General features: G+C 49.0%; 11 protein-coding genes. 5 read left to right on the top strand and 6 right to left on the bottom strand.

What is annotated here, in order from left to right; translation table 11 throughout:
* Window positions 1–19: 19 nt before the first annotated feature.
* The 6 genes from coaE to nadC all read right to left on the bottom strand — a co-directional run bounded on the left by coaE (window position 20) and on the right by nadC (window position 6,279).
* Window positions 20–625 (bottom strand): dephospho-CoA kinase, encoded by a 606-nt coding sequence (coaE, locus tag C942_RS07950; protein WP_007464431.1) that lies wholly within the window; start codon window positions 623–625, stop codon window positions 20–22.
* A gap of 3 nt (window positions 626–628) precedes the next feature.
* Window positions 629–1,498 (bottom strand): prepilin peptidase, encoded by an 870-nt coding sequence (locus C942_RS07955; RefSeq protein WP_007464433.1) that lies wholly within the window; start codon window positions 1,496–1,498, stop codon window positions 629–631.
* Window positions 1,499–1,589: 91 nt separating this feature from the next.
* On the bottom strand, window positions 1,590–2,810 hold the full coding sequence (locus C942_RS07960) for a type II secretion system F family protein (protein ID WP_007464435.1): 1,221 nt from the start codon (window positions 2,808–2,810) through the stop codon (window positions 1,590–1,592).
* A gap of 58 nt (window positions 2,811–2,868) precedes the next feature.
* Window positions 2,869–4,581, bottom strand: a complete 1,713-nt coding sequence (gene pilB / locus C942_RS07965; RefSeq protein ID WP_007464437.1) for a type IV-A pilus assembly ATPase PilB — start codon at window positions 4,579–4,581, stop codon at window positions 2,869–2,871.
* Window positions 4,582–4,584: 3 nt separating this feature from the next.
* Window positions 4,585–5,085 (bottom strand): pilin, encoded by a 501-nt coding sequence (locus tag C942_RS07970; RefSeq protein ID WP_007464438.1) that lies wholly within the window; start codon window positions 5,083–5,085, stop codon window positions 4,585–4,587.
* A gap of 306 nt (window positions 5,086–5,391) precedes the next feature.
* A complete protein-coding gene (gene nadC / locus C942_RS07975) occupies window positions 5,392–6,279 on the bottom strand; it encodes a carboxylating nicotinate-nucleotide diphosphorylase (RefSeq protein WP_036799265.1) in 888 nt (295 codons plus the stop codon).
* A 258-nt stretch (window positions 6,280–6,537) separates the two neighbouring features.
* Between nadC and ampD the strand changes: the two genes are divergently transcribed.
* The 5 genes from ampD (at window position 6,538) to lpdA (ending at window position 14,427) form a co-directional block, all read left to right on the top strand.
* Window positions 6,538–7,092 (top strand): 1,6-anhydro-N-acetylmuramyl-L-alanine amidase AmpD, encoded by a 555-nt coding sequence (ampD, locus tag C942_RS07980; protein WP_007464442.1) that lies wholly within the window; start codon window positions 6,538–6,540, stop codon window positions 7,090–7,092.
* Between the two features lie 292 nt (window positions 7,093–7,384).
* Entirely contained in the window at window positions 7,385–8,158 is a 774-nt protein-coding gene (pdhR, locus tag C942_RS07985; protein WP_007464444.1) for a pyruvate dehydrogenase complex transcriptional repressor PdhR, read from the top strand.
* Between the two features lie 82 nt (window positions 8,159–8,240).
* Window positions 8,241–10,904 carry a pyruvate dehydrogenase (acetyl-transferring), homodimeric type gene (aceE, locus tag C942_RS07990; RefSeq protein ID WP_007464445.1) on the top strand — a complete coding sequence of 888 codons (2,664 nt, stop codon included), beginning with the start codon at window positions 8,241–8,243 and terminating at the stop codon, window positions 10,902–10,904.
* Window positions 10,905–10,918: 14 nt separating this feature from the next.
* Entirely contained in the window at window positions 10,919–12,811 is a 1,893-nt protein-coding gene (gene aceF, locus C942_RS07995; protein ID WP_007464448.1) for a pyruvate dehydrogenase complex dihydrolipoyllysine-residue acetyltransferase, read from the top strand.
* Between the two features lie 182 nt (window positions 12,812–12,993).
* Window positions 12,994–14,427: a dihydrolipoyl dehydrogenase gene (gene lpdA, locus C942_RS08000; protein WP_036799269.1), complete on the top strand. Its 1,434-nt coding sequence runs from the start codon at window positions 12,994–12,996 to the stop codon at window positions 14,425–14,427.
* The last annotated feature ends 135 nt before the right edge of the window (window positions 14,428–14,562 follow it).

Consider the following 14,562-nt stretch of genomic DNA (forward strand, 5'->3'; position numbering starts at 1 on the left):
ATTATCCGATGTTAACTCGTTATTTGTATTGAAGGCTCATCGCTAAATACTGCTGGTGAAGCTTGGCCACTTTGGTGGCAAGTTCGCTGCTGTCACCATTGTTGCTGATCACATCATCGGCAGCCGCCAGCCTTTCGTCACGGCTTGCTTGGGCTGCCAGAATTTTTTGTACGTGTTCGGCATTGACCTGGTCCCGATGTTGGGTTCGGGCTATCTGCACTTTTTTGTCGACATCGACAACCAATAGGCGGTGAGCCATGGTCTGCAGGTTATTTTCAACCATCAGCGGAATGACCAGCAGACAGTATGGCGACTGCGCACGGGTAATATCAGCTTGCATTTTTTCCCGGATCATCGGGTGCAAAAGTTTATTTAGCCAATTTTTCAGACTGTTATCGTTGAAAATTGCTTCTCTAAGCTTACTGCGGTTGAGAGTGCCATCTGTCAACAGGATGTCAGAACCCAGTTTGTCAGCAATAGCATTCAGCCCCGGCGTTCCAGGCTCGACAACTTCCCGGGCGACAACGTCGGCATCAATAATATCAATGTCATATTGGGCAAACAGATCGGCGACAGTGGATTTTCCACTACCGATGCCACCAGTCAGCCCGACAACCATAGTCATTAATTACAGTCCTAAATATGAAGTCAGGTACCAGTTCAGGATATCTTCCCCCCACAGGATGCTTATCCAGCCAGCCAAGGCGAGGTAAGGACCAAATGAAAACGGGGTTTGGGAGTCTGAACTTTTTATACGCAACATGATGATGCCACAAATTGCCCCGACCAAGGAAGACAACAGGACAACAAAAGGCAATAATTGCCAGCCCAGCCAAGCACCTAGTGCAGCAAGTAACTTGAAATCACCGTACCCCATCCCTTCTTTTCCGGTCAGTAGCTTAAAGCTCCAGTAAAGGCCCCACAGTGACAGGTAGCCAGCCATGGCACCAATGACTGATTCGGTCAGAGATACTGGTCCCCACCCGAGAAGTGCAACCAGGATCCCGGTCCACATCAAGGGCAGGGTGATCTGATCCGGCAGGAGCATTTTGTCGATATCAATAAAAGTCAGGGCAATCAGGGCAAAGCTGAAAAAGATCACTGCCACAGACCATTCAGATGGTGGAATGACAGTTGCGACAGTGGCTGTAACAATGGCGGTAAACAGCTCGACAGCTGGGTAGCGGGCACTGATTTTTGCATTGCACGAACGACAACGACCTTTGAGCAGTAGCCAGCTAATAATCGGGATATTTTCCCACATGCTGATGGGGTGCTGGCAATGCGGGCAGCGTGAGCGCGGTACACTGAGGTTAAACGGCTGGCTGTCTTCCGTGTGACTGAATTCCGGGAAGCATTCGGCACAATCAGCTTTCCACTGCCGTTCCATCATTATCGGCAGGCGGTAGATCACGACATTGAGGAAACTGCCGATTAGCAGGCCAAACAGGGCTGCAAAGGCAGGAAAAAGCCAAGGGTAGTGTGTCAGCAGTTCCATGAAAAACATCTCATATTTCGTTGTATTGCTATTGTATGGGAATTAGGGACGAGATCATAGAATCGAGTCAGTTAGGAGCTCGGGCCCAGAGCTAACCAATCACGCTCATCAGCTTGAAGATCGGCATATACATAGCGACCAGTAATCCCCCAATTAGAATGCTGAGAAAAATGATGATAAGCGGCTCAATGATTTTACCTAGATTGTCGACGGTGTTATCGACATCGTTTTCATAAAGGCTGGCTATTTTGATGAGCATATCGTCGAGAGAACCGGATTCCTCGCCAATCATCGTCATTTGCAGCATCAGCTCGGGAAAGACGTTGCTCTGACGCAGTGCTATATGCAGTGGCATACCGGCAGCGGTGCTGACATAGGCGTCTTCGACAGCTTGCTGGATATGCAGGTTACCAGTGGTTTTGCTGGCAGATTGTAGGCCGTTTAATAATGGTATGCCCGCGCTGAACGTTGTTGCCAGGGTGCGGGCAAAGCGGGCTACGGTGGCTTTTAGCAATACGTTGCCAATGATGGGGAGTTTGAGGTTAAAACGGTGGACTGCCAGCCGGAAGTTTTGCGATCGCTTGTAGCTATAGCGTATCAACAGGAAGCTGAAAGAGAGTGTTATTGCAAGTAAACTACCACTATCAAGCATAAAATCAGAAGCTTTGATGATCTGACGGGTAAACCAGGGGAGGTCGGCGCCAAAACTGTTAAAGGTGCTGGTAAATTGAGGGATGACAAACAGCAGCATGAGAATGGTGACAACAAGGGTTGTTAGGGTGACCATGGTTGGATAGATCATGGCCTTGATCACTTTTTGCCGCGTCGCCTCACTTTTTTCACGATAAGTGGCCAAACGCTGAAAGATTTCTTCTAAGTGACCTGTTTGTTCACCCGTGGTAACCAAATCACAGTAAAAGTTATCAAAGAGCGGTGAACTGGTTTTTAGTGCCTTAGCCAGTGAGGCGCCGGATTCGACCTGTATAGTGACTTGGGTCAGTACGGCACGGGCCTCTGCATTGTGGTGGCTGTTAGACATCAGCTTCAATGCCTGTACTACAGGTACTCCGGCTGTAATCATGGTTGCCAGCTGGCGGGTAATAGCTGTGACATCTTTTGCCTTCATCTGGTTTTTGAGCTTGCTCAGCGTTGAAGGGTTGCGACGTTTTAACTTCTTAACCTGGATCATCTGCTCGCTCAGCCTGGCGCGAACTTCCTGCTCCTGAAATCCCAGCGTTAAGCCTGAGATTTTTTTTCCTGCCGGGTTTACGCCTCGCCAGTGGTAATAACGGACTTTACTGGCTTGTGACATGATAACTCCTTGTTGCTGTCATTCTTTTAATTGTTTTGAGGTCCGGAACAAAAACGGCCTAACTGAAATGCAGAACCCGCTGCAGCTCTGCCAGACTGGTGATACCTTCTTTGAGCTTTTCAATTCCGGATTGTTGCAGTGTCTGCATGCCCTGGCGGCAGGCAATGTCTTCAAGCTCCAGGGTTGTTGCTCCAGCCATCAGTGCTTCTGCTAACTCCCGGGTAAAGGGCATTACTTCATAAATGCCGACCCGGCCGATATAGCCTTTGTTACAGTCGTCACAACCACTCGTTCGGGCTTGGTAAATGGTGGTATCGGCTCCTATTTCGAGCTTTTCCCGGACAAAATCATCAAGCTGGTGGACTTCTTTGCAGTGGTTGCAGAGGCGACGGGCCAGGCGTTGAGCAATGATCAGGCTGAGTGAAGAAGCGAGGTTGAAGTCCTCCACCCCCATATTTGTCAGACGGGTAATGGTTTCGGCTGCGGAGTTGGTATGCAGGGTTGATAACACCAGGTGCCCTGTCTGAGCGGCTTTAATAGCAATGGAGCCAGTTTCAAGATCGCGGATTTCACCGACCATGACAACATCCGGGTCCTGACGAAGAAAGGAACGCAGGGCTTCGGCAAAGCCCAGTCCTATTTTGCTGTTGATCTGAACCTGATTGATACCGGGCAGGTTTATTTCCACCGGATCTTCGGCGGTTGAGATATTTCGCTCTTCGGTATTGAGGATTTTCAGTCCGGTATAAAGGGAGACTGTTTTGCCGCTGCCGGTCGGACCTGTCATCAGGATCATTCCCTGAGGTTGCTGCAAGGCATCCAGATAGGCTTGTTTTTGCAGCTGGTTATAGCCGAGGATATCAATATCCAGGCTAGCACTGGAGCTGTCGAGGATCCGCAGTACGACTTTTTCTCCCCATAATGTTGGCAGGGTAGAAACCCGTAGGTCTACGGCCAGTGTCGGTGTCAGCCTGAGCTTGATCCGGCCATCCTGGGGCTGTCGGCGTTCGGCAATATTCAGTTTGGACATCACTTTCAGGCGGGTCGACAGGCGCCGTGAAAGATGAGCGGGCGGAGTGGCATGTTGATGCAGGATCCCGTCACAGCGAAAGCGGATCCGGTAGTTTTCTTCATAAGGCTCAAAATGGATATCCGAGGCTTTTTTGCGCACCGCATCAAGCAGCACCTGGTTGATATAGCGGGTAACCGGGGCTGTGTCTTGGCTAAGATCGGTGGCATCATTGAGTAGCTCATCATCACTGAGATCAATCAGCTCACCTAAGTCAGCATCAGTAACACTGCGCTGGTAGGCCATTTCACCGTTGTGTGTGCTGTTACCGCTGATGTCACTACCATAGAGGCGCCGGATCGCAGCTTCAAGCTGTTTGGTTTCCAGCAATAGTGCTTCGATATTTTTTCCGGTCGTAAAGCGAAATTCATCCAGGGCATCGAATTGAGTCGGATCACACAGGCCGATATACAATGCATGGTCACTGGTTTGCAGCGGCAGGACTTTGTGCCTGAGAATCAAGTCGCGCAGGTTAAGGTTTTTACAGCAAGCGTCGTAGTTATATTGGTGGACATCAACTAACGCGATAGCAAAAATCTGCTCAAGATGACGAGCCAGCTCGGCACTGCTGAACAGGCCGAGCTGAATCAGAGCCGAAGGCACACTGGTGCCTTCGGCCTGTACCGTATCCACCACTTGTTGCTCCTGTACTGGGCTGATAAGCCCGGCCTGATGCAGGGTAGAGGCTAGGTTGGTATTCATTGATTAACTTTTAGGGCAGAAATTGCTTTGATCGTCTCCGCTACATGAAACAGTCCAGATTACACCATTAGCGTCGCTTTCAGGGGTAACTTTTACAACTGCATTTTTGGGTAGTGGACCTTTAGTTTTTCCGTTTGGTACTGAGGCCTTAACAAATTTTCCAGTAGTGACAGTGACCACTCCTTTGTCATTGATTGTTGCAGTGACATCAGACGATACAACAAATGCGTCACCGTTACCTTTTTCAAAAGTTTGCTTTGTTGGAACACCGTTCTTTCCGCTGGAGCAGTCAATGGTTTTTGATGAACCTGAAACATTGATATTGCCAGTAAGAAGGCAAACACCAACGGCGGTTTTAACCGCCGTTGTTGCATTTAACATTTCTGTTGCGTGAGCGCGTTTGGTGTAGTTTTGATATGCAGGCATAGCAAAAGCACTTAGCACTCCAATAATTGCTACCACGATCATCAATTCAATTAACGTAAAACCCTTTTGCCCTTTCATCTGTTTTTAACCTTTTTAGATACTTTGCCCGCAGGCATGAAAATAAAGTGGCTTCAGCATAGTTCCTATATATAAAGTACTGAAAACAGAGAGAAATGATTGTTGGGCACAGTTATAAAAATAATGTGCAAGGTTTCATTGTTTGCATACCGACTATCGGCGGACTACGAGTTTTGGTGATAAGAAATTGTCTGTTGAGGGATTGAGTTATAAGAGAGGAGGGGAATAGCTTGAGGTGCAAGGTGCGGAGACGCTGGATAAGAGGGGCGAACACTCGGTTATCGCCCCTTTAGATTCAAGACTGGGTTACTTAAACCGCATCGACAAGTCCATCGCTTTTAGATGCTTGGTTAGCGCACCGACAGAAATGTAATCGACGCCGGTTTCGGCGCATTCGCGGATGGTTTCCAGCGTGATATTGCCGGAGTTTTCCAGTGCAGCACGGCCCTTATTAATGGCTACGGCTTCTCGCATCATATCCAGGGTGAAGTTATCCAGCATGATGATATCAGCTCCGGCATCAATGGCGCGTTTTAGTTCATCAAGACTTTCGGTTTCCACTTCAACCGGTTTTCCCGGGTTCAGCTCTTTGGCCGTGGTAATGGCGGCTTCAATGCTGCCGCAGGCGATGATGTGGTTTTCTTTAATAAGGTACGCATCAAACACCCCTATACGGTGGTTGTAGCCGCCGCCGCAGGTAACCGCGTATTTCAGTGCACTGCGCAGGCCTGGAATAGTCTTGCGGGTGTCCAGCAGGCGGGTGTTGGTGCCCTCAAGCTGTTTTACGTATTTGGCGGTAACAGAGGCGCAGCCGGAGAGGGTCTGAATAAAGTTCATCGCATTGCGCTCGCCGGTCAGCAGGATCCGGGACGGGCCGCGCAGGGTACACAACGTCTGGTTCGGCTCAACGGTATCACCGTCCTGGACATGCCACTCAATAGATACCTCGCCCCCCAGCTGTCTGAATACTTCTTCTGCCCACATTTGCCCGCAGAAGATGCCGTGCTCGCGGGTAATAATGGTCGCGATACCTTGGCTGTCTGCCGGAATCAGGCTGGCAGTAATGTCCAGTGAAGGATCAATTTCACCACCGAGATCTTCTCGTAATGTATCGGCAACGGCACGGGTAATTTCCTGAGGAAGTTGCTGTTTGAGGTAATTCAGGCGCGAGGCGCTGTCGTGTTTCTTTTCCATCTGAGTCATGACATATCCGTAGCAAGATTCAACTGCTGATAAAGCGGAACATTATTTGTTCTGTCCGCTTTTTTGATGTCCGGGATCATACATGGAGAGTCAGGGAGATGCGAGATCCGGGATCTGAGTTCCAGGCAAAAGAATATAATAGCGATATGGTAACGAGATGCTGAGCGGGGAGGATAGTTTCAGGTGAAGAGACTTGATTCTTCTTTTGGCTTCAGGAAGGCTGTGACCTTCTACACTCAGGATTTACAAATGCTAACAATTAATTCCCGACACTGGCTCGAAGGGGTCAAACATGTGCCTTCACCGTTTTATGATCAGCGGCCGGACAGTGATGATATCTCGCTGCTGGTGGTACATAACATCAGTTTGCCGCCGGGGCAGTTCGGTGGTCCCTACATTGAGCAGTTATTTACCGGCAAGCTAAACCCGGACGAACATCCCTATTTCGAGTTAATTTCAGGCTTTCGTGTTTCGGCTCACTGTTTAATTAGGCGAAATGGCGATATTATTCAATTTGTTCCATTTGATTGTCGGGCATGGCATGCCGGTGTTTCGCAGTTTGCGGGGCGGGATAAATGCAATGACTTTTCAATCGGAATAGAGTTGGAAGGAACGGACACCCTCCCTTATACCCAGGCTCAATATGACACGCTTACTGAGCTGACCCGGGTTATTTTTAACTGTTATCCGAAAGTTAATTCCTCAAGGATCACCGGCCATGAATTTATAGCGCCGGGGCGAAAAACTGACCCTGGATTGTCATTTGATTGGCGGGCTTATAAAACCGCACTGCGGGAAAAATAACCTCTCAGGGATGGGAATCTATACTAAACCAAATTGGTCTGACCATTTATTCTTCGCCCATCCTTATTTCTCTTTCTTACTGTTGATGAATGATGTCAAAGATGTTTTAACAAGTTTTCATAAGTTGAAATTTGTGTTAAATGTCTCGCCATTCTATGATTTCCGTCAAGTTGTCGGTGGACATCCTAAAATATTTCTGTAAACTTTCCTTCCATAATTTAATTGGTAATACCAATTATCCGCAATTGGGTTTCCTGAAGCGTAAATAAGTACAAGAAACAAAACGATAAAAATGACTTATAAACGGATTCGTCAGCCAAAGCTCTCCGATGCCATTGAGCAGGAAATTGAGCGTCTAATCCTGGAAGGCACCTTGTCTCCGGGACAGCAGCTACCGCCTGAGCGGGAGCTCGCACGGCAATTTGACGTTTCGCGCCCGTCAGTCCGAGAAGCCATTCAACGTCTTGAGGCAAAACGCCTTCTGACCCGCCGTCAGGGCGGTGGCACCTTTGTAACAGAAAAGCTATGGCAGAGTTTTTCTGAACCTCTTTTGGAACTGATTAGTGCCCATCCGGAAACCCAGCTAGATTTATTGGAGTCTCGCCATGCCCTTGAAGGTTTGGCGGCGTACTACGCAGCATTGCGGGGAAATGAGGAAGATTTCAGCCGTATCCGTGACTGCCATAAACGGATACAAGATGCCCAGCAGCAAGGCGATATTAAAGCCGAAGCAAGTGCGGTTATGCAGTACCTGATTGCAGTAACTGAATCCGCCCACAACGTTGTATTGCTTCATATTATTCGCAGCCTTGCACCATTGCTGGAGCAAAACATATTACAAAACTTTGAACTCCTGAACCGTCGCCAAGAAGTGGTGGAGAAGGTGAGCAAGCACCGAGCCGATATCGTACAGGCGATAGTTTCTGGTGAGCCCGTGATGGCCCGTGAAGCATCGCATGCACACTTGGCTTATATCGAGGAAACCTTGTTGGATTTAAATCGTGAAGACAGCAGACGACAGCGCTCTCTTCGACGGATTCAACAACGCAAGGACGGGCTGGATTAGTACCCATCATATAAGCCGAGGCGGGTAGTAAACAGTCGCGACATTGTTAGTTTTGTAGATTATCAACAAAAGGATAGATCGCATGTCTGAAGTCATGAAAAATGACGTGGACGCACTTGAGACTCAAGAATGGCTAGAAGCCCTGGAGTCCGTCGTTCGTGAAGAAGGTGTTGAACGCGCCCAGTTCCTACTAGAGCAAGTTCTAGAGCAAGCACGTCTTGATGGCGTAGATATGCCGACTGGCATTACGACCAACTACATCAACACTATCCCATCAGATCAAGAACCTGCATATCCAGGTGACACAACGCTTGAGCGTCGTATCCGTGCCATTATCCGTTGGAATGCGGCAATGATTGTTCTGCGTGGCTCGAAGAAAGATCTTGAGCTGGGTGGCCACATGGCATCATTCCAGTCTGCAGCCGCGTTTTATGAAACCTGCTTTAACCATTTCTTCCGTGCGCCGAACGAAAAAGACGGCGGCGATTTGGTTTACTATCAAGGTCACATTGCACCGGGTATCTACTCTCGTGCGTTTGTTGAAGGCCGTCTGACTGAAGAGCAGCTGGATAACTTCCGCCAGGAAGTAGACGGTAAAGGTATTCCTTCATACCCGCACCCTAAACTCATGCCTGAATTCTGGCAGTTCCCTACCGTTTCTATGGGCCTTGGCCCAATCTCAGCTATCTACCAGGCTCGTTTCCTGAAATACCTTGAAGGTCGTGGTCTTAAAGATACGTCAGCTCAGCGCGTATACGCGTTCCTGGGTGATGGTGAGATGGATGAGCCAGAATCACGCGGTGCAATTTCTTTCGCTGCACGTGAAAAACTGGACAACCTATGCTTCCTAATCAACTGTAACCTACAGCGTCTAGACGGCCCGGTAATGGGTAACGGCAAGATCATCCAGGAGCTGGAAGGCCTGTTCAAAGGTGCTGGCTGGAACGTTGTTAAAGTTATCTGGGGTAACAACTGGGATTCTCTGCTAGCGAAAGATACCTCTGGTAAGCTGCTGCAGCTGATGAACGAAACTGTTGACGGTGACTACCAGACATTCAAGTCAAAAGACGGCGCTTACGTACGTGAGCACTTCTTCGGTAAGTACCCTGAAACAGCTGCACTGGTTGCTGACATGACTGATGACGAAATCTTCGCACTTAAGCGTGGTGGTCACGAGTCATCTAAACTGTACGCGGCATACAAAAACGCGGCAGAAACCAAAGATCGTCCAACCGTTATCCTTGCTAAGACTGTTAAAGGTTACGGCATGGGTGAAGCGGCTGAAGGTAAGAACATTGCGCACCAGGTTAAGAAGATGGATATGTCTTCTGTTATGCACCTGCGTAACCGCCTAGGACTGCAAGATCTTGTTTCTGACGAAGAAGTTAAGAACCTGCCTTACCTGAAGCTGGAAGAAGGTTCAAAAGAACACGAGTACCTGCACGCTCGCCGTAATGCTCTGCACGGTTACACTCCACAGCGTCTGCCTAAGTTCACTGAAGAGCTGGTGATCCCTGAAGTTGAAGAGTTCAAGCCACTGCTGACTGAGCAGAAGCGTGACATCTCTACAACAATGGCATTTGTTCGTGCGCTGAATATCCTGCTGAAGAACAAGAACATTGGTAAGAACATTGTTCCTATCATTGCCGACGAAGCTCGTACTTTCGGTATGGAAGGCCTGTTCCGTCAGATCGGTATCTACAACCCGCACGGCCAGCAGTACACTCCTCAGGACCGTGACATCGTTTCTTACTACAAAGAAGCGACTTCTGGTCAGGTACTTCAGGAAGGTATCAACGAGCTGGGTGCAATGTCTTCTTGGGTTGCTGCGGCAACGTCATACAGCACCAACGATCTGCCAATGATCCCGTTCTATATCTACTACTCTATGTTCGGCTTCCAGCGTGTTGGCGACATGGCGTGGATGGCGGGTGACCAGCAGGCACGTGGTTTCCTACTGGGTGCAACTGCCGGCCGTACAACGCTTAACGGTGAAGGTCTGCAGCACGAAGACGGTCACAGCCACATCATGGCTAACACTGTTCCTAACTGTATCTCTTACGACCCGACGTTCGCTTACGAAGTTGCTGTGATCATGCAAGACGGTATTCGTCGCATGTACGGTGAGCAAGAGAACGTGTTCTACTACCTGACGGTAATGAACGAAAACTACGGTATGCCAGCAATGCCTGAAGGCGCTGAAGAAGGCATCCGTAAGGGTATCTACAAGCTGGAATCTTACGTGGGCGATAAGTCTAAAGTTCAGCTGATGAGCTCTGGTACGATCATGAACGAAGTACGTAAAGCCGCTCAGATCCTGAGCGATGATTACGGCATTGCTTCAGACGTATTCTCTGTAACTTCTTTCAACGAGCTGACTCGTGAAGGTCAGGATGCTGAGCGTTACAACATGCTTCACCCAGAAGCTGAGCAGAAAGTACCTTACATTGCACAAGTAATGGGTACAGAGCCTGCAATTGCTGCGACTGACTACATGAAGAACTACGCAGAGCAGGTTCGCGCATTCATGCCATCAGAGTCTTACAAAGTACTTGGTACTGATGGTTTCGGTCGCTCTGACAGCCGTGCAAACCTGCGTCGTCACTTCGAAGTTAACGCTGGCTATGTAGTTGTTGCTGCACTGACTGAACTGGCTAAACGCGGTGATGTTGAGAAATCTGTAATTGCTGAAGCAATTGCTAAGTTCGACATCGACGCTGACAAGATCAACCCGCTATACGCGTAAGAGGCAAATTAAACATGGCAATCGAAATTAATGTACCTGACATCGGTGCGGATGAGGTTGAAGTTACTGAGATTCTTGTAAGCGTTGGCGACAAGGTTGAAGAAGAGCAGTCTCTGATCACTGTAGAAGGCGATAAGGCTTCTATGGAAGTACCAGCTTCTCAGGCGGGTATCGTTAAAGAAATCAAAGTTGCTGAAGGCGACACGGTTTCTACCGGTTCTCTAATCATGATTTTCGAAGCCGAAGGTGCAGCTGAAGCTGCACCTGCTCCGGCACCGGCAGCAGCTCCTGCTGCTCCGGCGCCGGCAGCAGCGGCTGAGCTTAAAGAAGTTCACGTACCGGATATCGGTGGTGACGAAGTAGAAGTTACTGAAATCATGGTTGCAGTTGGCGACAGCATCGAAGAAGAGCAGTCACTTCTGACGGTTGAAGGCGATAAAGCATCAATGGAAGTACCTGCACCATTTGCCGGTACTCTGAAAGAAATCAAAGTAGCTGCAGGCGATAAAGTATCGACTGGCTCTCTGATCATGATCTTCGAAGTGGCTGGTTCTGCTCCTGCGGCAGCTCCTGTTGCAGCTGAAGCACCAGCGGCGGCTCCTGCTGCAACAGTAGCCGCAGCAGCTAAAGAAGTGAATGTACCTGACATCGGTGGCGACGAAGTAGAAGTTACTGAAATCATGGTATCTGTTGGCGATACAGTAGAAGAAGAGCAATCTCTGATCACTGTTGAAGGTGACAAGGCTTCAATGGAAGTTCCTGCACCGTTTGTCGGCACAGTTAAAGAAATCAAAGTTGCTGAAGGCGACAAGGTTTCTACTGGTTCACTGATCATGGTATTTGAGGTGGCCGGCACTGCTCCTGCACCAACAGCGGCGGCTCCAACTCCTGCAGCAGCCCCTGCACCTAAAGCTGAAGCACCAGTTGCGTCGGCTCCAGCGGCAGCACCAATTGCGGGTGACTTCCAGGAAAACAACGAGTACGCGCACGCGTCTCCGGTTGTTCGCCGTCTGGCTCGTGAATTCGGTGTTAACCTTGCTAAGGTTAAAGGTACTGGCCGTAAGAACCGTATCCTGAAAGAAGATGTACAGAACTTCGTTAAAGATGCGCTTAAGCGTCTGGAATCTGGTGCTGCGGCAGCGGGTAAAGGCGACGGTTCTGCTCTTGGTCTGCTTCCATGGCCGAAAGTTGATTTCAGCAAATTCGGTGAGACTGAAACTAAGCCACTATCTCGCATCAAGAAGATTTCTGGCGCGAACCTGCATCGTAACTGGGTGATGATCCCTCACGTTACACAGTGGGATAACGCAGACATCACAGCTCTGGAAGCATTCCGTAAAGAGCAAAACGCGATTGAAGCGAAGAAAGACTCAGGCATGAAGATCACGCCGCTAGTGTTCATCATGAAGGCGGTAGCTAAGACGCTAGAAGCGTTCCCTGCGTTCAACTCATCTCTGTCTGAAGACGGTGAGAGCCTGATCCTGAAGAAATACGTGAACATCGGTATCGCAGTAGATACGCCAAACGGTCTGGTTGTTCCAGTATTTAAGGATGTGAACAAGAAAGGCATCTTCGAGCTGTCTGAAGAGCTGATGGCTGTTTCGAAGAAAGCGCGTGCTGGTAAGCTAACTGCAGCTGATATGCAGGGTGGCTGTTTCACAATCTCAAGCCTGGGTGGCCTTGGCGGTACAGCGTTTACACCAATCGTGAATGCGCCGGAAGTAGGTATCCTGGGTGTATCTAAGTCTGAAATGAAACCGGTATGGAACGGCAAGGACTTCGAACCTCGCCTGATGCTTCCTCTGTCACTGTCTTACGATCACCGTGTGATCGACGGTGCGGAAGGTGCACGCTTCATTACATACCTGAACGGTTGTCTATCTGATATCCGCCGTTTGGTGCTATAAGGTTTCAATCCGCAACACCATGCCTGCAAAAGCAGGCATGGAATTGTTGAGCAGCTCACAGGCTATACTAATTTGCTTTTCAGTTTGTTAACAGGTCTGTAAACTTGATAATCAACCAGAAGTATAAAGAAGCAATTAACCTTATAGCCTGTTAGGGATAAAAGACTTACAACGAGGTCATGATGAGTAAAGAAATTAAAGCCCAGGTAGTGGTTTTGGGTTCAGGCCCTGCTGGTTACTCTGCGGCGTTCCGTTGCGCTGACTTAGGTCTGGAAACGGTTCTAATTGAAAAATACAACACCCTTGGTGGTGTATGTCTGAACGTGGGTTGTATCCCATCTAAGGCTCTGCTTCACGTAGCGAAAGTTATCGAAGAAGCAAAAGCAATGGCCGATCACGGTGTTGTATTCGGTGAGCCTCAAACAGACATCAACAAGATCCGTCTGTGGAAAGAAAAGGTAATCACTCAGCTAACTGGCGGTCTTGGCGGCATGGCTAAGATGCGTAAGGTTAATGTTGTTCAGGGTTACGGTAAGTTCACCGGTCCTAACTCTATCCTGGTTGAAGGTGCAGACGGCGAACAGACCACTGTTAACTTCGACAACGCTATCGTAGCGGCGGGTTCTCGTCCTATCGAGCTACCGTTCATTCCGCACGAAGATCCACGTATCTGGGACTCAACTGACGCACTTGAGCTGAAAGAAGTACCAGAGAAACTGCTGGTAATGGGCGGCGGTATCATCGGCCTTGAAATGGGGACGGTTTATCACGCTCTGGGCTCTCAGATCGACGTTGTAGAAATGTTCGACCAGGTGATCCCGGCGGCAGATAAAGACATCGTGAAAGTCTTCACTAAGCGCATCCAGAAGAAATTCAACCTGATGCTGGAGACGAAAGTAACTGCAGTTGAAGCGAAAGAAGACGGTATCTACGTTTCTATGGAAGGTAAGAAAGCACCTTCTGAGCCTGTACGTTACGATGCGGTGCTGGTTGCTATCGGCCGTGTACCTAACGGTAAGCTGATCGACGCAGAGAAAGCGGGTCTTGAAGTTGATGAGCGTGGCTTCATCAACGTTGATAAGCAGATGCGTACTAACGTTCCTCACATCCACGCTATCGGTGACATCGTTGGCCAGCCAATGCTTGCTCACAAAGGTGTGCATGAAGGCCACGTTGCAGCAGAAGTTATTGCCGGTAAGAAGCACTACTTCGACCCTAAAGTTATTCCTTCAATCGCTTACACTGAGCCGGAAGTGGCATGGGTTGGTAAGACTGAGAAAGAAGCGAAAGCTGAAGGCATCAACTACGAAGTGGCTACATTCCCATGGGCTGCATCAGGTCGTGCAATCGCCTCTGACTGTGCTGACGGTATGACGAAGATGATCTTCGACAAAGATACTCACCGCGTAATTGGTGGTGCTATCGTTGGTACCAACGGTGGTGAACTGCTGGGTGAAATCGGCCTGGCAATCGAGATGGGCTGTGATGCGGAAGATATCGCTCTGACTATCCATGCTCACCCGACACTGCATGAATCTGTTGGTCTGGCTGCAGAAGTGTTTGAAGGTTCTATCACTGACCTGCCAAACGCTAAAGCGGTTAAGCGTAAGAAGTAAGCCTTCTTTAAATGAATATGAAAAAAGCGCCTCAGGGCGCTTTTTTAGTTTCTGTTGACCTGTCTTAAATAAGGTCGCCACTCAATAATCAATTCAGTTGCTGGCACTGAGCTGTTTTTATTGAGAGCCTTTGGT

Source organism: Photobacterium marinum (assembly GCF_000331515.1).
GTDB lineage: Bacteria > Pseudomonadota > Gammaproteobacteria > Enterobacterales > Vibrionaceae > Photobacterium > Photobacterium marinum.